The 18,422-nt window shown below is 73.8% G+C and carries 16 protein-coding genes; 10 read left to right on the top strand and 6 right to left on the bottom strand.

From position 1 onward, the window contains the following. Positions 1–65 precede the first annotated feature (65 nt). Positions 66–1,847 carry a proteasome ATPase gene (arc, locus tag OG994_RS07790; protein ID WP_120327006.1) on the bottom strand — a complete coding sequence of 594 codons (1,782 nt, stop codon included), beginning with the start codon at positions 1,845–1,847 and terminating at the stop codon, positions 66–68. A gap of 179 nt (positions 1,848–2,026) precedes the next feature. Between arc and OG994_RS07785 the strand changes: the two genes are divergently transcribed. Beyond that, positions 2,027–2,320: a ferredoxin gene (locus tag OG994_RS07785; RefSeq protein WP_328853687.1), complete on the top strand. Its 294-nt coding sequence runs from the start codon at positions 2,027–2,029 to the stop codon at positions 2,318–2,320. A 75-nt stretch (positions 2,321–2,395) separates the two neighbouring features. Here the strand turns inward: OG994_RS07785 and OG994_RS07780 are convergent, their stop codons facing one another. The 3 genes from OG994_RS07780 to OG994_RS07770 form a co-directional block, all read right to left on the bottom strand. Next, entirely contained in the window at positions 2,396–2,968 is a 573-nt protein-coding gene (locus tag OG994_RS07780) for a hypothetical protein (protein WP_120327005.1), read from the bottom strand. 233 nt (positions 2,969–3,201) lie between these two features. Then, entirely contained in the window at positions 3,202–4,209 is a 1,008-nt protein-coding gene (locus OG994_RS07775) for a tRNA (adenine-N1)-methyltransferase (RefSeq protein ID WP_406104209.1), read from the bottom strand. Continuing rightward, positions 4,206–5,264 carry a site-2 protease family protein gene (locus OG994_RS07770; protein ID WP_240032794.1) on the bottom strand — a complete coding sequence of 353 codons (1,059 nt, stop codon included), beginning with the start codon at positions 5,262–5,264 and terminating at the stop codon, positions 4,206–4,208. Before OG994_RS07770 ends, OG994_RS07775 begins: the two co-directional genes overlap by 4 nt. Before the next feature lie 183 nt (positions 5,265–5,447). Here OG994_RS07770 and OG994_RS07765 point away from each other — a divergent pair, with 183 nt between their 5' ends. From OG994_RS07765 to OG994_RS07745, 5 genes are all read left to right on the top strand, one after another. Next, positions 5,448–6,365 carry a RecB family exonuclease gene (locus OG994_RS07765; RefSeq protein WP_328852667.1) on the top strand — a complete coding sequence of 306 codons (918 nt, stop codon included), beginning with the start codon at positions 5,448–5,450 and terminating at the stop codon, positions 6,363–6,365. Positions 6,366–6,441: 76 nt separating this feature from the next. Further along, a complete protein-coding gene (locus OG994_RS07760) occupies positions 6,442–7,635 on the top strand; it encodes a sensor histidine kinase (RefSeq protein WP_120327001.1) in 1,194 nt (397 codons plus the stop codon). Positions 7,636–7,666: 31 nt separating this feature from the next. Then, the gene (locus OG994_RS07755) at positions 7,667–8,347 is read left to right on the top strand and encodes a response regulator transcription factor (protein ID WP_328852666.1); all 681 of its coding nucleotides are present in this window, start codon (positions 7,667–7,669) and stop codon (positions 8,345–8,347) included. Positions 8,348–8,701: 354 nt separating this feature from the next. Continuing rightward, positions 8,702–9,469 carry an ABC transporter ATP-binding protein gene (locus OG994_RS07750; protein WP_120326999.1) on the top strand — a complete coding sequence of 256 codons (768 nt, stop codon included), beginning with the start codon at positions 8,702–8,704 and terminating at the stop codon, positions 9,467–9,469. After that, a complete protein-coding gene (locus OG994_RS07745; protein WP_328852665.1) occupies positions 9,469–12,021 on the top strand; it encodes an ABC transporter permease in 2,553 nt (850 codons plus the stop codon). Before OG994_RS07750 ends, OG994_RS07745 begins: the two co-directional genes overlap by 1 nt. Before the next feature lie 113 nt (positions 12,022–12,134). Here OG994_RS07745 and OG994_RS07740 read toward each other — a convergent pair whose 3' ends face one another. Together OG994_RS07740 and OG994_RS07735 are read right to left on the bottom strand one after the other, a co-directional pair. Beyond that, entirely contained in the window at positions 12,135–12,797 is a 663-nt protein-coding gene (locus OG994_RS07740) for an HAD family hydrolase (RefSeq protein ID WP_328853686.1), read from the bottom strand. A gap of 111 nt (positions 12,798–12,908) precedes the next feature. Beyond that, a complete protein-coding gene (locus tag OG994_RS07735; RefSeq protein ID WP_407942572.1) occupies positions 12,909–13,655 on the bottom strand; it encodes a neutral zinc metallopeptidase in 747 nt (248 codons plus the stop codon). A 397-nt stretch (positions 13,656–14,052) separates the two neighbouring features. Between OG994_RS07735 and OG994_RS07730 the strand changes: the two genes are divergently transcribed. From OG994_RS07730 to OG994_RS07715, 4 genes are all read left to right on the top strand, one after another. Further along, positions 14,053–14,445 carry a YciI family protein gene (locus OG994_RS07730; RefSeq protein WP_240032793.1) on the top strand — a complete coding sequence of 131 codons (393 nt, stop codon included), beginning with the start codon at positions 14,053–14,055 and terminating at the stop codon, positions 14,443–14,445. Positions 14,446–14,448: 3 nt separating this feature from the next. After that, a complete protein-coding gene (locus OG994_RS07725) occupies positions 14,449–15,690 on the top strand; it encodes an RNA polymerase sigma factor (RefSeq protein ID WP_328852664.1) in 1,242 nt (413 codons plus the stop codon). A 137-nt stretch (positions 15,691–15,827) separates the two neighbouring features. After that, positions 15,828–16,712, top strand: coding sequence for a S1 family peptidase (locus OG994_RS07720; protein WP_328852663.1), 885 nt, complete (start codon positions 15,828–15,830; stop codon positions 16,710–16,712). Positions 16,713–16,915: 203 nt separating this feature from the next. Beyond that, positions 16,916–18,340, top strand: a complete 1,425-nt coding sequence (locus OG994_RS07715) for a M1 family metallopeptidase (RefSeq protein WP_328852662.1) — start codon at positions 16,916–16,918, stop codon at positions 18,338–18,340. Positions 18,341–18,422 lie beyond the last annotated feature (82 nt).

The following is an 18,422-nucleotide window of genomic DNA, read 5'->3' as shown; positions in this document are numbered from 1 at the left end:
GTGCGGCGTACGACGGGGGCCCGGGGTGGCGCCCACCCCGGGCCCCCGTCACCGCACGGTGCCGGTCAGAGGTACTGGCCGGTGTTGCTGGCCGTCTCGATGGACCGGCCGGCCTCGGCCCCCTTGCCGCCGGAGACGAGCGTGCGGATGTAGACGATCCGCTCGCCCTTCTTGCCGGAGATGCGGGCCCAGTCGTCCGGGTTGGTGGTGTTGGGCAGGTCCTCGTTCTCCCGGAACTCGTCGACGCAGGCGTCGAGCAGGTGCTGCAGGCGCAGCCCCTTGCGGCCGGAGGTGAGGAACTCCTTGATGGCCATCTTCTTGCCCCGGTCGACGATGTTCTGGATCATCGCGCCGGAGTTGAAGTCCTTGAAGTAGAGGACCTCCTTGTCACCGTTGGCGTAGGTGACCTCGAGGAAGCGGTTCTCCTCGGTCTCCGAGTACATGCGCAGCACGACCGCGTCGATCATCGCCGCCACGGTGGCCTGCGGGTCGCCGCCGTGCTCGGCCAGGTCGTCCGGGTGCAGCGGCAGGTCGGGAAGGATGTACTTGGAGAAGATGTCCTTGGCCGCCTCGGCGTCCGGCCGCTCGATCTTGATCTTCACGTCGAGCCGGCCGGGGCGCAGGATCGCCGGGTCGATCATGTCCTCGCGGTTGGAGGCGCCGATGACGATGACGTTCTCCAGCCCCTCCACGCCGTCGATCTCGCTGAGCAGCTGCGGGACGATGGTGTTCTCCACATCGGAGGAGACGCCGGAGCCGCGGGTGCGGAAGACGGAGTCCATCTCGTCGAAGAACACGATCACCGGCGTGCCCTCGCCGGCCTTCTCCCGTGCCCGTTGGAAGATCAGCCGGATGTGCCGCTCGGTCTCGCCGACGTACTTGTTGAGCAGCTCGGGGCCCTTGATGTTGAGGAAGTAGCTGGTGTGCTTCTCCTCGCCCCGCCGCTCGGCGATCTTCTTGGCCAGCGAGTTGGCCACGGCCTTGGCGATGAGCGTCTTGCCGCAGCCGGGCGGCCCGTAGAGCAGTATGCCCTTCGGCGGGCGGAGGTGGTGCTCGCGGAACAGGTCGGCGTGCAGGAAGGGCAGTTCCACGGCGTCGCGGATCTGCTCGATCTGCGCCTGGAGGCCGCCGATGTCGGTGTAGTCGACGTCGGGCACCTCCTCCAGGACCAGCTCCTCCACCTCGCTCTTCGGGATCCGCTCGTAGGCGTACGCCGAGCGGGGCTCGATCATGAGCGAGTCGCCCGCGCGCAGCGGGGCGCCGACCAGGGTGTCGGCGAGGTGCACCACCCGCTCCTCGTCGGAGTGGGAGACCACCAGCGCCCGGTCGCCGGGCGTCCCACCGGGGCTCTCCAGCACCTCCTTGAGCATCACCACCTCGCCGACCCGCTCGTAGCCGAACGCGTCGACGATGTTGAGCGCGTCGTTGAGCAGGACCTCCTGCCCGCGCCGAAGCTCGGCGACGTCGAGTGACGGCGACACCGCGACGCGCAGCTTGCGGCCGCCGGTGAAGACGTCGACGGTGCCGTCGTCGTGCCGGGCGAGGAAGACGCCGTAGCCACTCGGTGGCTGGGCGAGGCGGTCGATCTCCTCCTTGAGCGTCACGATCTGCGCGCGAGCCTCCTTGAGGGTGCTCACGAGCCGCTCGTTGTTCTCGGTCAGCCGCGCCAACTGTGCCTGGGTGGCCGCCAGCCGCTCCTCGAGCTGCCGGACGTGTCGGGGGCCTTCGGTCAACTTGCGCCGCACCAGAGCGAGTTCCTCTTGCAGGAACGCGACCTGCGTGGAGAGATCGTGGGCCTCCTTCTCCCACCGTGCGGCGCGCGAGTCCGCGTCGTCGCTGCGTGCCACGTCCCACCTCCCCGGGGGGCTTGAACGTTCTGCCCTAACACTAGCCGCTATGAGCGCGATTCGGTCCCGCGCAACGCCCCTGTCACCGAACCTTGATCGCGAAGGGTGGGCCGACCGGGCCGGTGCGGCCGTTCCGGTACCGTCGGGGCGTGGGACGGGAGAACATGGGGGGTGCGCCGGTGGCGGAGGTCGCGACGGACCAGCTCCAGGTCTGGGTGGACCAGGATCTCTGCACGGGTGACGGTCTCTGTGTGCAGTACGCCCCGGAGGTGTTCGAGTTCGACGTCGACGGCCTGGCGTACGTGAAGGGCGCCGACGGCGAGCTGCGGCAGGCTCCCGGCAGCCGGGTGGACGTGCCGGAGCACCTGCGTCTCGAGGTGATCGACTCGGCGCGGGAGTGCCCCGGCGAGTGCATCCACGTGGTGCGCGCGGGCGACGGCCTGGAGGTGGCCGGCCCCGACGCCGGCGACTGAGCGCTCCGCGGAGCGGGCACCGCGCCGGGGAGGGAGCGCCTGGTAGAGGGAGGGACGCCGCCCGGGGACTGCGCACTACAGGAGCGGACGGCCGACCACCGAGGCGACGAGCCGGGCGAACTCCTCCAACCGGGCGATCTGCCCGGCCCCGCCGTCGTCGAGGGTCTTGCCGAAGCGCAGCGCGTCGTGCCGCGGCGCGCCGACCATCTCCTCCGGCGCGGACGCCTCGTCGAGCGAGCTGAGCAGCAGGTAGACGTCGATGCTGTCGACCCGGATGGCGCCGCTCTCGGAGCGGGTGAGCCGGCGCCGGCAGCCCACCTCGGTGACCGTGGAGACCGGCACCACCCGCAGCGACGAGGTCATCGACCCCGGCGGCCCCTCCCCCGGCGGCACGTCCTCGCCGTGCCAGAGGATGAGCCGGCTGCCGTCGCAGACGACGACCTCCTGCCACACCCCGTTGACCTCGTTGACGAAGCGTTCCAGCGTGAAGCCCAGCACGGACGCCCCGCGCAGCACGCCGCCGAGCGCCTCCAGGGCGATGTCGGGGTCGCGCAGGTAGGCCCGCGCCGCCGACTCCAGGTCCTGGTAGGGCGACCAGTCCGGGAACACCGCGGGCAGGTCCCCACCGCCGTAACCCGGGCTGCTCATGCCGCCGCCTCCCTCCGGTCGGCGCCACCATGAGACTCCACCGCGCAGTGCCCGATGACTCGCTCGCTGCGCTCGCTCATGCCGCCGCCTCCCTCCGGTCGGCGCCACCATGAGACTCCACCGCACAGTGCCCGATGACTCGCTCGCTGCGCTCGCTCATGCCGCCGCCTCCCACCGGTCGACACCCTCGTCCGCGGACGCCCCGTCCGCTCATGCCACGTCACCCGTGCCGGTCACGGCCGGTCCGTCTCCTCCGCGGCCTCGGCCCGTACGCCGTCCGCCGCCGCGGCGGCCTGGCGGGCCGCCTCGGCCTCGCGCAGCACCTGCCGGCGCTGGACGTACGCCTCGGCGCCCTTGCTGGGCTTGCGGCGCCGCGGCGGCGCGGTGACGCCCGGGGCGAGCTTGCGGGCGGAGACCAGGAAGGCGGTGTGCGCGACCATCCGGTGGTCGGGGCGGACGGCGAGCCCCTCGGCGTGCCAGTCGCGCACCAGGGACTCCCAGGCGCGCGGCTCGGTCCAGCCGCCCCGCTCGCGCAGCGCCTCGACGAGCTCGGAGAGCTGCGGGGTGGTGGCCACGTAGCCGATGAGCACCCCGCCGGGCAGCAGCGCCCGTTCGACCATGTCGAGCATCTCCCACGGAGTGAGCATGTCGAGGATGATCCGGTCGAAGCCGGTCTCGGTGCAGCCGGCCACGTCGCCGACGTGCAGGTGCCAGGCGGGGTGCGGGCCGTTGAAGAAGGCCTCGACGTTGCGGCGGGCGATCTGGGCGAAGTCCTCGCGGACCTCGTAGGAGTGCAGTTCGCCCTCGGTGCCGACGGCGCGCAGCAGGGAGCAGCTGAGCGCGCCGGAGCCCGCGCCGGCCTCCAGGACCTTCGCGCCGGGGAAGATGTCGCCCATCGCGACGATCTGCGCGGAGTCCTTCGGGTAGATGACCTGGGCGCCGCGGGGCATGGACAGCACGTAGTCGGCGAGCAGGGGCCGCAGGGCGAGGAACGCGGTGCCGCCGCCGCTGGTGGTGACGACGCTGCCGTCGGGCAGGCCGATGAGCGCGTCGTGCTCCAGGATGCCGCGGTGGGTGTGGAACGCCTTGCCGGGCTCCAGGGTGATGGTGTGCATCCGCCCCTTCGGGTCGGTCAGCTGCACCCGGTCGCCGGGTGTGAAGGGGCCTCGGCGCGCCGGCGGCAGCTCCGGGCGGACGGGGGCGCCCGAGTCGGCCGGCACGGCGGAGGGAGTTGCGCTCACGTGTTCATCTTCCGGTCGGGTTCGAGGAGCTGGGCGAGATCCGCGATGTGCAGAACGCCGACGACATCTTCGCCTGCCGTCACGACGTACTGCGCGCCCGGGTGGGTCTGCACGGCCTCCATCACGCGTTCCCCGTCCAGCCCGACCGGGAGGGCGGGCAGGGCGGACAGCGAGCGGGTGACGGCGTCCACGGCGAGCCAGGGGCGGCGCTCGGGGGGCACCGCGGCGGCGGCGGCCGGGTCGACCAGGCCGACGGGGCGGCCGGCGTTGTCGGTGACCAGCAGCGCGGCACCGGGCGGGCCGCCCTCGGCGTGGCGGCGCTGCGCCTCGGCGAGGGGGGTGCCGGTGGGCACGGGCCAGACGGGCCGGGCGAGGCGGGTCAGGTCGATGAGCGGGAACCGGCGGCTGATCCGGGCGTAGCGGATCGACTGGCCGGCGCCGCGCCACAGGGTGAACGCGACGAGCAGCATGAGCGGCAGCGCGAGCGGCGCCAGGTGGCGGGTGAGGGTGAGCGCGGCGACGAGCAGGGCGGTGCCCGCGGCGACGACGCGCCCGACCCAGCCGGCCACCTCGGTGCCGCGGTGCCGGTCGCGGGTCAGCGCCCAGACGGCGGCACGCAGGGCCCGCCCGCCGTCCAGCGGCAGCCCGGGCAGGATGTTGAAGACCGCGACGATCACGTTGCTCACGGCGAGCTGGAAGGCGAGCTGGTTGGCGACGGTCCGGTCGGGCAGGGCGAGGGTGGCCGCGACGGAGAGCGCGCCGAGCACCGCGGACACCGCCGGCCCGGCGAGGGACACGAGCAGGTCGACGCGGGGTGACGGGGCGTCGCGGTCCATCTCGGTGTACCCGCCGAGCAGTTCGAGGGTGATCCCCCGCACGCCGATGCCGTACCGGCGGGCGGTGAGCGCGTGCCCGAGTTCGTGCAGGAGCACCGAGCCGAGCAGCGACACCACGAACCCGACCCCGATCACGTACCCGGCGAGCTGCGACAGCGCGAGCTGGTGGCGGGCGAACTCGGCGTACAGGACGGTGACCAGCAGGGCGAGCAGGAGCATCGAGCCGTTGAGGTACAGCGGCACCCCGAACACCCGCCCCACGCTCACGCCGGGGCCGGGGCGGGGCCGGCGCCGCGGCCGGGAGGTCTGCTCCATCGGGTCGATGCTACGGACTGCGCCCGCGGCGCCGCGCGGGCGGCGGGGGCGCGGGCGGTGTCAGACCGGTGCCCTAACCTTCCGGGCATGACGGCGGAACCGGTGACGACGCGACAGCCCACGGCCGCGGCGGAGGTGCCGCCGACAGTGCGGGCGTCGCTGTCGCCGTCGCGGGCGGCGGATTTCAAGACCTGCCCCCTGCTCTACCGCTTCCGCAGCATCGACCGGCTGCCCGAGCGGCCCACCGTCGAGCAGGCCCGGGGCACGCTGGTGCACGCGGTGCTGGAGCGTCTGTTCGACCTGCCGGCCGGGGGTCGCACCCCGGCGGCGGCGGCCGACCTGGTGGCCCCCCAGTGGGACCGGCTCGTCACCGAGCAGCCGGAGCTGGCGGAGCTGTTCGGTGACGACGCGGACCCGGCGGCCGTGGGCGAGTTCCTCCGGTCCGCCGCGGCGCTGCTGGAGGGCTACTTCGCGGTGGAGGACCCGCGCCGGCTGGAGCCGGCCGAGCGGGAGAGCCTCATCTCCGCGGTGGTCGACGACGAGCTGCTGATCCGCGGCTACCTCGACCGGCTCGACGTGGCGCCGGACGGGGCGCTGCGCGTGGTCGACTACAAGACCGGCGGGGCGCCGCGGGAGGCGTTCGAGGCGCGCGCCCTGTTCCAGCTGAAGTTCTACGCGCTGGTGCTCTGGCGCACCCGGGGGGTCGTGCCCCGGGTGCTGCGCCTGCTCTACCTGCGCGACGCGGAGGTCTGCGACTACACGCCCGACGCCGAGGAACTGGTCCGCTTCGAACGAACGGTGGTGGCGCTGTGGCGGGCGATCGAGCAGGCCACCGCCCAGCAGGACTTCCGGCCCCGACCGAGCAGGCTGTGCGACTGGTGCAGCCACCAGGCGCTGTGCCCGAGCTTCGGCGGCACGCCGCCGCCGTTCCCGCTGGGGGCGGCCGACGCCGACCCGCTGCGCGACGCCCGGTCGCGGCCGGCGCCCCCCGGCGCGGACGAGTGACCCTCATCCCTGGGGAGGAGGGCAGGCTCACCTTCGGCGACGATCATCGCGGCCGGGCGGCGGCTAGCGTCGCGGTATGACCGAGCGCCCGTGGGTGGTGCTGCGCCGGCACCCGCTGGCCGTCGACGCCCTCCTCGCCGCCGCCCTGGTGGCGCTGGACGCGCTGTTCGCCGTGATCGCGGCGCCGCGAAGCACGCCGCATCCGCTGCCGCTCGCGCTGCTCTGGAGCGTGCTGTGCGCGTTCCCCGTCGCGCTGCGCCGGGTCGCGCCCCGGGCGGCGGTCGCCGCGGCGCTGCCGACGCTGGCGCTGCCGGCGCTCACCGGCGGCGGTCCCGGCGCGCAGGGTCTGGCGTTCGCCATACTCACGTACACCCTGGCGGCGCGGCGACCGGCCCGCTCGGCGGCGCTGGCCGCGGCCGTGCTGTGGGTGCCGGTGGTGGTGGTCACCGTCGTGGCCCCGCCGAGCAGCGCGCAGGACGTGGGGCCGGTCCTGCTGGTGCTGAACAACCTGCTCGTCGGGCTGCTGTCGTACGCGGTGGGGCGGGTGGTACACGCCCGGCGGGCGGCGACGCTCGCGCTGCGGGAGCGGGCCCGGGTGGCCGAGGAGCAGCAGCGGGCGCTGGCGGCGCAGGCGGTCGCCGACGAGCGCCGGCGCATCGCCCGGGAGCTGCACGACGTGGTGGCGCACCACGTGAGCGTCATGGGGGTGCTGGCCACCGGTGCGCGGCGGGTGCTGCGCCGGGATCCGGACGCCGCCGACGAGGTGATCGGCACGATCGAGGAGACGGGCCGCGCCACGCTGCGGGAGCTGCGCCGGCTGCTGGACGTGCTGCGCACCGAGGCGGAGCCGGCCGCCGACCTCGCCCCGCAGCCCGGCCTGGCCGGCATCGAGGCCCTGGCCGAGCAGGTCCGCGAGGCCGGCCTGCCCGTGACCGTCCGGGTGGAGGGCGGCCCGCGGGTGGTCGAGGACGGGGTGGCGCTGGCGGTCTACCGGATCGTGCAGGAGGCGCTCACCAACGTGCTCAAGCACGCCGGCGCGGCGACGGCCGAGGTGCGCATCGCCTACGGCGAGGCGGCCGTCGAGGTGGAGGTGACCGACACCGGGCGCGGTCCGGCGCCCGACACCTCACGGGTGGGGCACGGCCTGGTGGGCATGCGGGAGCGGGTCGGCCTCTACGGTGGGGTGCTGCGGGCCGGCGCCCGCCCGGGCGGCGGTTTCCGGGTGTACGCGAGAATTCCGGTGGAGCGGGAGGGCCAGGTCGCGGCGTGAGCCGGCGCGGCGGGGCGGGACAGGGGGCACGATGACCGACGGGACGGCACGGCCGGTACGCGTCCTGCTCGCCGACGACCAGCCGCTGCTGCGCACCGGGTTCCGGATGGTGCTGGGCACCGAGGACGACCTGGACGTCGTCGCCGAGGCCGGGGACGGCGTGGAGGCGGTGGACCTGGCGCGCCGGCTGCTGCCCGACGTGGTGCTCATGGACATCCGGATGCCGCGGATGGACGGGGTGGCCGCCACGCGAGCCATCGTCGACGCCCGGCTGCCGGTGCGCGTGCTGATCCTCACCACGTTCGACCTGGACGAGTACGTGGTGGGGGCGCTGCGCGCCGGGGCGAGCGGCTTCCTGGCCAAGGACGTGCCGGCCGAGGACCTCGTCACGGCCATCCGCACCGTGGCCGCCGGTGAGGCGGTCGTGGCGCCGCGGATCCTCAAGCGGCTGCTGGACCGCTTCGCCGACGTGCTGCCGGACCCGTCGGCGACGCCGCCGCGTTCCCTGGCGGCGCTGACCGACCGTGAGCGGGAGGTGCTCGTGCAGGTGGCGCGCGGGCTGTCCAACGCCGAGATCGCCGCCGAGCTGTCGGTGAGCGAGACCACGATCAAGACCCACGTCGGGCACGTGCTCACGAAACTGGGACTGCGGGACCGGGTGCAGGCCGTCGTGCTCGCGTACGAGACGGGTCTGGTCCGCCCCCGGGGGTAGGGCGGGCCGGCCGGCTACGTCGATGGGCGTACCCGAAGATCCCTCCGTGGTGCGACGGCCCGGTTGCCGCCGTCACCTACCGTGACCGCAGACGGTCCGGCGCGGTTGACTCTCACGCGGCGTGAGCTCCTAGCGTCGGCCGGGTGCCGTTGCCGGCGGCGACGAGGACGCGGCGACGGCACGCCCGGTCAGGGTCAACCCTGAGCCGGGATGGGGGGCACCCGCAGCGCGGAAATCCGCGCCGGCTCCGCCCGTAGGCGGACGGATCCGGGGTGGCCAGCACGGACGATGGGACTGCCGCGTCGAAACCAGCGGGGGCGGCGCGGACCAACCTGACGACAAGAGGGAGACGACGTGACCGCGACGGTAGGCCGGCAGGCGCAGGCCGCGGCCCGGGCGAGCGACGTGTGGAAGGTGTACGGCAGCGGTGAGGCGCAGGTCATCGCGCTGCGGGGGGTCAGCGCGGAGTTCGAGCGGGGGCGCTTCACCGCGATCATGGGCCCGTCCGGGTCCGGCAAGTCGACGCTCATGCACTGCCTGGCGGGCCTGGACACGGTGACCCGGGGGACGGTGTCGATCGGCGACACCACGGTCACCGGCCTCGGCGACGCGGGGCTGACGAAGCTGCGCCGGGACAAGGTGGGCTTCATCTTCCAGCAGTTCAACCTGCTGCCCACGCTCAGCGCGAAGGAGAACATCCTGCTGCCCCTGTCGATCGCGGGGCGCAAGCCGGACCCGGCCTGGTACGACACCGTGATCGACACGGTCGGTCTGCGGGACCGGCTCGACCACCGCCCGGCGCAGCTCTCCGGCGGGCAGCAGCAGCGGGTGGCGTGCGCCCGCGCGCTGGTCTCCCGCCCCGAGGTGATCTTCGCGGACGAGCCGACGGGCAACCTGGACTCGCGCGCCGGCGCGGAGGTGCTGAACTTCCTGCGCAACTCGGTGCGGGAGCACGGCCAGACGATCGTCATGGTCACCCACGACCCGACGGCCGCCGCGTACGCCGATCGGGTGGTCTTCCTCGCCGACGGGCAGATCGTCTCCGAGCTGATCGAGCCGACCGCCGAGACCGTGCTCGACACGATGAAGAAGCTGGACGCCCCGACCGAGGTGAACGGCTGATGCTGCGGGCGACGCTCAAGAGCCTGCTGGCGCGCAAGCTGCGGCTCGTGCTGTCCGGCCTGGCGGTCGTGCTGGGCGTGATGTTCGTCTCCGGCGCGTTCGTGCTGACCGACACCCTCGGCCGCACCTTCGACGCGATCTTCGCCGACGCGTACGAGGGCATCGACGTCAACGTCGCGGCCAAGCCGAAGATCGCCCTGTCGGAGATGGAGGGCGAGCAGACGCCGCCGCCGTTCCCGGCGGCGACGGTCGAGAAGGTCCGCGCGGTGCCGGGGGTGGCCGAGGCCACGGGTGTGATCGCCGCCGACGGGGCGCGGCTGATCGGCAGCAACGGCAAGGCGGTGGCCTCGTTCGGGCCGCCCCAGTTGGGTGAGAACTGGACCGGCGAGTCGGACCTGATCCGGCTGCGCGAGGGTCGCGGCCCGAACGCCGACGGCGAGATCGTGATCAACAAGGGGCTCGCGACGGCCGGAAAGGTGGCCGTCGGCGACCGGGTGGGTGTGCTCACCCCCCTGGGCCCGAAGCAGGAGTTCACGATCGTCGGGATCTTCGGTTACAGCGGCGGCCGGGACTCCATCGGCGGGGCCAACGAGATCATGTTCACCACGCCGGTGGCGCAGCGGCTGATGCTCGGCGAGGCGGGCACCGTCAACAGCGTGTCGGTGAAGGCCGCGGACGGCGTGTCGGCCGAGTCGCTGCGTGACGCGGTGGCCACGGCCGTGGGCGACGCGTACGAGGTGAAGACCGGCAAGCAGCTCTCCGACGAGGCGGCGGCCGGCTTCAAGGAGGCGCTGTCCTTCTTCAACCGGATCCTGCTCGGCTTCGCGGCGGTGGCGCTGCTGGTGGGCACGTTCCTGATCCTCAACACGTTCTCGATCATCGTGGCGCAGCGGACCCGGGAGCTGGCGCTCATGCGGGCCATCGGCGCGGGCCGGCGGCAGATCGTCAGCTCGGTGGTGCTGGAGGCCGTCGCCGTGGGTCTGATCGCCTCGGTGCTCGGCCTGGCCGCCGGCATCGGCATCGGCGCGCTGCTGGCGTGGGCGTTCGGGAACCTGGCCGGCGATCTCACCCTGGCCGGGCTGGGCGTGCCGGCGAGCGCCGTGATCAGCGCGTTCGCCGTCGGCATCGTGATCACCGTGGTGGCGGCGCTGCTGCCGGCGCTGCGGGCCTCGCGCATCCCGCCGATCGCCGCCATGCAGGACGTGGCCACCCCGGACCGGCCGCTCACGAAGATCACGGTGGCCGGTGGGCTGGTCACCGCCGTCGGCGCCGTGCTGCTCTTCCTGGGGCTCGGCGGCAACGCCGGCGACAACACGCTGGTGACGATCCTCGGCGGGGTGCTGTTCGCCTTCATCGGCGTGGCGCTGCTGACGCCGCTCATCAGCCGGCCCGTGGTGAACCTGCTCGGGACGATCTTCGCCTGGTCGGTGCCGGGCAAACTGGGCCGGCTCAACTCGGGGCGCAACCCGCGCCGCACCGCCATCACGGCGGCCGCGCTCATGGTCGGCATCGCCCTGGTCACCGGCGTGACGGTGATCCTGGACTCGGCCAAGAGCAGCATCAGCGGCCTCGCCCAGGACAGCATCAAGGCCGAGCTGGTGATCTCCGGGGTGCAGAGCGGCCCCCGGCCGCCGACGTTCGACCCGGCGGTGCTGGAGAAGGTCGCCGCGATCCCCGGTGTCCGGCTGGTCGACGGCGAGTACGGCGACATGGCCGTGGTCGGCGGCGAGCGGACGTGGGTGGCCGCGAGCAGCGAGGTCGGCGCGCTGCGGCAGATCTTCGGGGCGACTCCCACGGCGGGTGACATCGACCGGCTCGCGCCGGACGAGATGCTCGTCAGTTCGGACGTCGCGAAGAACCGCGGGCTGTCGGTCGGCTCGACGGTGCCGGTGCAGCTGGCCCGGGGCGACGCCCGCACCTACACGGTCAGCGGCATCTACACGGCGAGCCAGCTCACCAACCCGGTCGTGCTGCCGCCGCAGGCGGCCCGCGACTTCGCGATCCCGCAGCCGATCCAGGGCTTCATCCAGCTCGCCCCGGGCACCCGTGTGGCGGACGTGCAGCCGCAGGTCGAGGCGCTGCTCGCGGACTCGCCCGAGGTGTCGGTGGCGGACCGGGACGCGTTCATCGAGCAGCAGGCCAGCCAGCTCGACGGGCTGCTCACGATGATCCAGATCCTGCTGGCGCTGGCCATCGTGATCGCCGTCCTCGGCATCGTGAACACCCTCGCCCTGTCGGTGCTGGAACGCACCCGCGAGCTGGGGCTGCTGCGGGCCATCGGCCTGCGCCGGGCCCAGACCATGCGGATGATCACCGTGGAGGCCGTGGTGATCTCGGTGTTCGGGGCGCTGCTCGGCGTCGTCGTCGGCGCCGGTCTCGGCGCGGCCGTGGTCGAGGCCCTCAAGGACGAGGGCATCACCGACCTGATCCTGCCCTGGTCGCAGATGGGCGTCTTCCTCGGCCTCGCCGCGATCGTCGGCGTCGTCGCGGCGGTGCTGCCCGCGATCCGGGCCGCCCGGATCAACGTCCTGGGCGCGATCGCCCACGACTGACCGTCCGGCGGGGCCCCTCGTCCGCGTTCCGCGCGGCGAGGGGCCCGCGTCGCTCAACGGTGGCGGCCGCTGGGCCCCTCGTCCGTGTTCCGCGCGGCGAGGGGCCTCGCCGCTCAGCCTCGGCGGCCGGCGGGGGCGCGCCGCTCGAGCAGCGCGGCGAGCAGGTCCAGGTCCGCGCCGGCCAGGCTGTCGAGCTGGTGTACGCCGTCCGTCGGCGGCAGCGGCACCTCGGCCGGCACGGCCAGCACGGCGGCGCCCGCCGCGAGCGCGCTCGCCACGCCGGTCCGCGAGTCCTCGATCGCCACGCACCGCTCGATGGGCACACCGAGCAGCCGGGCCGCCGTGAGGTACGGCTCCGGGTCCGGCTTGGGCGCGGCCACCTCGTCGCCGCAGACCACCGCGTCGAAGCTGTCCCGCCCCAGCGTCTCCAGCGCCACCTCGACCAGCGGCCGGCCGCTGGACGTCACGAGGGCGGTCGGGATGCCGGCCGCGCGGACGGCCCGCAGCAGGGCCATCGCGCCGGGCCGCCAGCGCAGCCCGCTGCGGAACAGCTCCAGGATCCGGGCGTCGATCCACGCGGCGCTGGCGGCCGGGTCCCGTTCGGGCTGGCCGAGGTCGTCGTGGACGATGCGCATCGACTCGGCCATGCTGGTCCCGGTGATCGCCCGGCGGGCCGCGTCGGAGAGGGTGCCGCCGTACGACTCGGCGAGCTCCTGCAGCGCGATGTCCCACAGCTTCTCGCTGTCGACCAGGGTGCCGTCCATGTCGAAGAGCACGGCGGCGGGGTGACGGCTGGTGAGCGGATCGTGCGGCATCCCGGGATCCTCTCAGGGTCGCGCGCCGCCCACCCCGGCGGTACCCGGTCGGGTGACCTGGGCCAACGTGTTTCAGCCCAGGCCGCAGGCCGACAGGGAGTTCTCGTAGCCGCGGAAGAACGACTCGGTGCGCTGCTCGGCGGTGCCGTGCGAGCCCTCGGCGAACCACGGTTGGCCGGGGTCGTCGCCGACGGCCGCGAGGCCCTCCCGGAACTCCTCCAGGTCGCCCTCGGCCAGGGTGAGGTCGCCCGCCCGCACCGAGTCGCCGAGGTACGCCCCGGCCATGCAGTCGGCCTGCAGCTCCTGCTGGATCGTGAAGTCGTAGCGGACGCCGAGGCGCACCTGGACGCCGTGCGCGTACTCGTGGCCGAGCAGGTAGAACACGAACGCGTCGCCGACCTGGCGGAACGCGGCGACCGACCAGGTCACGTCGTAGGCGATGAAGTCGCCCTGGGAGCAGTAGACGGCGTTGTTGCGGGGCAGCGGCTGCCCGCCGCAGGACACCTCCCCCGCCCGCTGGTACGGGATGATCCGCCGGATCGGCTGGAACCTCTCGCCGGACTCCCGGAACCGCGCGGCCCAGTAGCGCTCGGCGACGGCCTGCGCGCTGGCGACGTCCTCGGCGAACTCCTCGATGCTCGTGGTGCTGTCGGCGCGGGTCGTGGTCGCCTCGGGCTCCACCGTCGGGACCGGCGGCGCCGGCTCCCCGCCCTGCGGGTCGGAGACTCCGCCCACGAAACATCCGGCCGCGGCGAGCACCGCCGCCACGAGGCCGGCCAGCCGGACCCGGGAACGACGTGCCGAGCCTGCCTCCACCATTGCCCTCCCCGGCGTCCGTGCTGCCGCACAGCCATACCCCGGCGGCGCGTCGACCATGCGTCAGTGCTCACGGCCGGCGGGCCCCGCCGGTTCACCACCGGCCGGATCCCCGCCGCCCGCCGCGGTCAGGACGGGCCGCCGCCGCCCGGCCACCCGGCACGTCGCGTCGCCGGGCTCGCCGCGCCGGGGCGTGGCGCGGGGACTGGACGCGGTCCGGTGCGAGACGCTGTCCTGGACGTCCCGCGCGGCGCGGCTACGCGCCGGCCGCCCGGGGTCCGGGCGTGGCGGGGTCGGGCGCGGTGACGGACCGCCGGCGGCGTGTCCGGAACGGGGTGTCGGCCTCGACGTCCCCGGTGAGCGGCGCGCCGCGCCGGCGGAAGGAGCAGACGTGAAGTACATGATCATGCTGTACGGCTCGCAACAGGACTACGACGTCCTGTCCGGGCGGCCGGGCGACAAGCCGGCCATGTCCCCGGAGCAGGTGGCGGCCATGCACGCGCACATGGAGAAGGTCCACCAGGCGCTCGTCGAGTCCGGGGAGTTCGTCGACGCCCGCGGCCTGACCGCGCCGGTGCACGCGCGCCGCGTCCAGGTCAGGGACGGACTGCCGGTGGTGACCGACGGGCCGTACCCGGAGACGCAGGAGGTGCTCGCCGGCTACACCATCGTGGAGTGCGCCAGCTTCGACCGGGCCACCGAGATCGCCGCCGGGTACGTGAACCCGGACGCCCCCGGCGAGTACGTCGACGTGCGGCCGGTGCTCGACGGCGTCGAGGACCTGGCCGGCTGACCGGTGCCCGGCACGACCGTCGAGGACCTGCTGCGCGACCTGGCGCCGCAGGTCCTCGGCGCGCTCGTCCGCCGCTACGGCCACTTCGACACCGCCGAGGACGCCACCCAGGAGGCGCTCATCGCCGCCGCCACCGCCTGGCCCCGCGGCGGCGTACCCGACGATCCCCGGGCCTGGCTGATCGCGGTGGCCGCCCGCCGCCTCACCGACCTGCTCCGCCGGGAGCAGGCGCGGACCCGGCGGGAGGACACGGTGGCCCGGTGGGTGCGCCCCGCCGACCGGGTGGCGCCGCCCGCCGACGAGGCGCCCGACGACGGCGACGACAGCCTCATCCTGCTCTTCCTGTGCTGCCACCCGGCGCTCTCCCCGGCCTCGCAGATCGCGCTCACCCTGCGGGCCGTGGGCGGGCTCAGCACGGCGGAGGTGGCGCGCGCGTTCCTGGTGCCGGAGGAGACCATGACCCGGCGCATCAGCCGGGGCAAGCAGCGGATCCGCGCCAGCGGCGTGCCGTTCCGGATGCCCACCGGCGCGGAACGACGCGAGCGGCTCGCCGCCGTGCTGCACGTCCTCTACCTGATCTTCAACGAGGGGTACGCCCGCACGAGCGGGCCCGGCCTGTTCCGCGCCGACCTCGCGGCCGAGGCGATCCGGCTGACCCGCCTGGTGCACCGGCTGCTGCCCGACGACGCCGAGGTGGCCGGGCTGCTCGCCCTCATGCTGCTCACCGACGCGCGGGCGCCGGCCCGGGTCGGTCCGCACGGCGAGCTGGTGCCGATGGCCGAGCAGGACCGGAGCCGGTGGAAGGCCGCGCAGATCGCCGAGGGCGTCGCGCTGGTCAGCGCGGCCCTGCCCCGCGGGCCCGTCGGCCCGTACCAGGTGCAGGCGGCCATCGCGGCCCTGCACGACGAGGCGCCGAGCGCGGCGGAGACGGACTGGGCGCAGATCACCGCCCTCTACGAGGTGCTGCGCGGGATGAACGACAACCCGGTGGTGGCGCTCAACCACGCGGTGGCGGTCGCCATGAGCCGCGGCGCTCCGGCCGGCCTGGCCCTGCTCGACGACCTGAACGCCGACGGCCGGCTCGCGCGCGACCCCCGGCTGCCCGCGGCCCGGGCGCACCTGCTGGAGCTGGTCGGCGACCGGGACGCCGCCCGCGACGCCTACCGGGAGGCGGCCGGCCGGTCGACGAACCTCGCCCAGCAGCGCTACCTGCACGCCCGCGCCGACCGGCTGACCGGCAACTGACGGCTTGCGCAGCGATCGACAGACGCAAATACTGACGGGAGCGTGTGTCAGGCGGGCACATCGACCAACCGCAGCGATGCGTCACCCCGACGCCGACCCACGAGGCCACCATCCGACTCGCCTCCAAGGAGGAGACAGTGAGCCTCACACCCTCTCCCACCCGCCGCCACACCGTCTGGTCCAAGCTGGTCGCCGTGAGCGTCGGCCTGGTCGCCACCGCCGCCTTCGCGCCGTCGACGGCCGCCGCGTCGTCGCCCCGGGACTACAGCGCGAGCCAACTGGCCGAGGTCAGCGACGCCGTCCAACGCTCCGGCGTCGAGGGCATCGCCTGGCACGTGGACGCCGCGTCCGGACGGGTCGTCGTGACCGCCGACGACAGCGTCTCCCGCGCCGAGCTCGCGAGGATCACGAAGAGCGCCGGGGCGAAGGCCGGCGCCATCCGGGTCGAGCGGGCGAAGGGTGTGTTCGCCCCGCTCCTGGGCGCCGGCGACGCCATCTACGGCGGTGGATACCGCTGCTCGCTCGGCTTCAACGTGGTCAGCGGCGGCACCTACTACTTCCTGACGGCCGGACACTGCGGAAACGTCGCCAACACCTGGTACACGAACTCCAGCCAGACCACGCTCGTCGGCCCGACCGTCGGCTCCAGCTTCCCGGGCAACGACTACGCGCTGGTCCGCTACGACAACACCTCGCTCACCCACCCCGGCGGCTTCACCGTCGCGGACGCCTTCGTCGGTGAGTCCGTCACGCGCACCGGCTCGACAACCGGCACCCACCGGGGCACCGTGACCGCGCTGGACGTCTCGGTCCGCTACGTCGGCAAGGGCGGCGGCACCGTACGGGGCATGATCCAGACCAACGTCTGCGCCGAGCCCGGCGACTCCGGTGGCCCCCTCTACGACGGCACCCGGGCGCTGGGCATCACCTCCGGCGGAAGCGGTGACTGCCGCAGCGGCGGCACCACCTTCTACCAGCCGGTACGCGAAGCGGCCAACGCGTACGGCGTGACCGTCTACTGACCCGACCGGCGAACGTGGAGGGCTCCCCGGCCGGTGCCGGGAGCCCTCCACCCGGTCGCGGGCCGCGTCATCCCGCCACCCTCGGCACACACCACGACGGTGAGGTGGCCTCCAGACCTTGACGCAGGGGCGCCCCGTGCGCGTGGATGGGGCAGACACACGCTGCCCGGCACCGCGCTGGCAGTCCAATGGAGAGGAACCACATGACAGTCCCACGCCTGCGCAGCGCCGCACTGGCCACGGTCGTCCTCGTGGCTGCCGGGTCGGCGGTGGCGCCGACCGCGGCCGGCGCGGCACCCGGCGCCCCGGGAGCCCCCCGGTACTCGGCCGGCGCGGCGAGCGCCGGGGACCCGTACTTCCCGGACCAGGGCAACGGCGGGTACGACGTCCAGCACTACGACCTCACCTTCTCCTACGACCCGGCCACCCGGTTCATGGATGCCACCGCCACCATCACCGCGGTCGCCACGCAGGACCTCGACCGGTTCAACCTGGACTTCCGCGGCCCGGAGGTCTCCGCCGTGACGGTCGACGGGCATGCGCACGGCTTCAGCCGACACGGCCAGGAGCTGGTCGTCACGCCGCGGCCGAAGCTCAAGACCGGACACAGGTTCACCGTGGTGGTGAAGTACGCCGGCGTACCGGGCCCGGTCACCGACCCGGACGGGTCGATCGAGGGCTGGGTGCCCACCGACGACGGCGCCTTCGTCGTCGGGGAACCCCAGGGCACGCCCGCGTGGCTGCCCACCAACGACCACCCGACCGACAAGGCCACCTTCCGGTTCACCGCGACGGTGCCGGCGGGGCTCACCGCCGTCGGCAACGGCCAGCTCCTGTCCCAGAAGACCCGGAACGGCTGGACCACCTTCGTGTGGGACTCGACCGAGCCGATGGCCACCTACCTGGCGACGATCACCATCGGCACCTTCGTGGTCACCGAGTCGACCACCTCCGGCGGGATCCCCGTCTACGTGGCGACCGACCCGCGGCAGGTCTCCGGGTCCGCCGCGGCGGTGGCACAGATCCCCAGGATGATCGACTTCTTCTCCACGCTGTTCGGCCCGTACCCCTTCGCCTCGACCGGGGCGATCATCGACCGGGCACCCGAGGTGGGCTACGCCCTGGAGACCCAGACCAAGCCCATCTTCTCCAGCACGGCGAGCGTCGGCACGATGGCCCACGAACTGGCCCACCAGTGGTACGGCGACAGCGTCTCCCCGGAACGCTGGTCGGACATCTGGCTCAACGAGGGCTTCGCCACCTACGCCCAGTGGATGTACACCGAGTACAACGGCGGCGCGTCGGTCAGCCAGACCTTCAACAGCAGCAGCAACTACGGTCGCGCCGCGTCGTCGCCGTTCTGGCAGATCGTCCTCGCCGACCCGGGCCCCGAGGAGATGTTCAGCAACATCCCGTACAACCGGGGCGCGATGACCCTGCACGCGCTGCGCGGCAAGGTCGGCGACGACACGTTCTTCCGCATCCTGCGCGGCTGGGCGGCCAGCCACCGGTACCACCACGCCGGAACGGCCGACTTCATCGCCCTCGCCGAGCGGGAGTCCGGACGGGACCTCACCGCCTTCTTCGACGTGTGGCTGTTCCAGAAGGGCAAGCCCACGACCTGGTGACGGAGGGCCGAGGCCCGCGACACCGGCTACGCGGCTCTGCCCGGTGCGACGCCGTCGACCGACGACCGAGCGAGCGAAAGTC

It is taken from the genome of Micromonospora globbae (assembly GCF_036184225.1).
GTDB classification, from domain to species: Bacteria; Actinomycetota; Actinomycetes; order Mycobacteriales; family Micromonosporaceae; genus Micromonospora; species Micromonospora globbae.
The sequence above is the reverse complement of the archived record's forward strand: the minus strand, read 5'-3'. Positions and strand labels throughout refer to the sequence as shown.

Bases quoted from the DNA above. Each gene is read 5' to 3' on its own strand.
- OG994_RS07780 (WP_120327005.1), bottom strand. From the start codon at position 2,968: ATGAGCAGCCCGGGTTACGGCGGTGGGGACCTGCCCGCGGTGTTCCCG.
- OG994_RS07770 (WP_240032794.1), bottom strand. From the start codon at position 5,264: ATGCTCCTGCTCGCCCTGCTGGTCACCGTCCTGTACGCCGAGTTCGCC.
- OG994_RS07765 (WP_328852667.1), top strand. From the start codon at position 5,448: ATGACGGCGGAACCGGTGACGACGCGACAGCCCACGGCCGCGGCGGAG.
- OG994_RS07760 (WP_120327001.1), top strand. From the start codon at position 6,442: ATGACCGAGCGCCCGTGGGTGGTGCTGCGCCGGCACCCGCTGGCCGTC.
- OG994_RS07755 (WP_328852666.1), top strand. From the start codon at position 7,667: ATGACCGACGGGACGGCACGGCCGGTACGCGTCCTGCTCGCCGACGAC.
- OG994_RS07745 (WP_328852665.1), top strand. From the start codon at position 9,469: ATGCTGCGGGCGACGCTCAAGAGCCTGCTGGCGCGCAAGCTGCGGCTC.
- OG994_RS07735 (WP_407942572.1), bottom strand. From the start codon at position 13,655: ATGGTGGAGGCAGGCTCGGCACGTCGTTCCCGGGTCCGGCTGGCCGGC.
- OG994_RS07730 (WP_240032793.1), top strand. From the start codon at position 14,053: ATGATCATGCTGTACGGCTCGCAACAGGACTACGACGTCCTGTCCGGG.
- OG994_RS07715 (WP_328852662.1), top strand. From the start codon at position 16,916: ATGACAGTCCCACGCCTGCGCAGCGCCGCACTGGCCACGGTCGTCCTC.